The organism is Pseudomonas sp. EA_65y_Pfl1_P113 (assembly GCF_963970525.1).
GTDB classification, from domain to species: Bacteria; Pseudomonadota; Gammaproteobacteria; order Pseudomonadales; family Pseudomonadaceae; genus Aquipseudomonas; species Aquipseudomonas tritici.
The window spans coordinates 1-705 of the sequence record NZ_CAXAQM010000169.1 but is presented as its reverse complement, the minus strand read 5'-3'; the positions used below and the strand labels follow the sequence as shown (position 1 = coordinate 705).

General features: G+C 67.1%; 2 protein-coding genes. Both read right to left on the bottom strand.

The window, feature by feature from the left end:
- The coding region (locus AACY52_RS28945) for an ATP-binding protein (RefSeq protein WP_339561163.1) at positions 1-457 on the bottom strand (457 nt) is incomplete at its 3' end.
- Positions 454-705 (bottom strand): hypothetical protein (locus tag AACY52_RS28940; RefSeq protein ID WP_339561162.1); only part of this gene is annotated, 252 nt, incomplete at its 5' end. The genes AACY52_RS28940 and AACY52_RS28945, both read right to left, overlap by 4 nt.

Sequence of the window (705 nt, the reverse complement as noted above, 5' to 3'; positions counted from 1 at the left end):
GGATGCCTGGCCCGTCATCAACGATCGTAATAAGGAGCTGCCCCGTCGGGGTATCGCGCGTAGCCTTGATCGAGACAACACCACGAGCCCACTTGCAGGCATTATCGACCAGGTTGGCGACCATCTCGTCAAGGTCGTTGGGATCGACGGCGGCAAGCAATTCCGTCTCGGCTGTATGGACGATCGTCAGCTCACGATGAGCATAGAGCCGCCGCATCGCCGCGGCGATTGATGCGAAGGCAGGTTCGACCTGCGTGATGACGCCAGGCAGGCCGGCGTTGGCTGCGGCACGGGCTCGGGCAAGCTGGAAATCAATCTGGCGCTGCATCCGCCCTGTTTGCTGAGTCAGGACCGCGGCGCCCTCGGTATCACCTCTCGCGAGCAGCCGGCGCGCTTCGGCCTTCGTGCGCCCGATCGGCCAGGGGCGTTCGCAACAGGGACAGACGAGATCGCTCAAGACACATCCTCCCCGGCCTGCGGCCTGCACGGCAGGTCGTCGTCGAGCCGCAATTGCGCGCTAGATGATGACACCCGCCATTCGCGCCAGGCGGAGCCGTCGGGGGCATGCACGGTCACCTTGACGGCGCCGCACAGTGCGCAGGTGCGCTCGGTCTGCTGATGGCGGGCGAGTTCGAGCGAGGGCGGCACGCTCGCCGGCTCGCCGAAGACGTGGCGCGCGGGCGCCGCGCCGAACGGGCCGCTCAC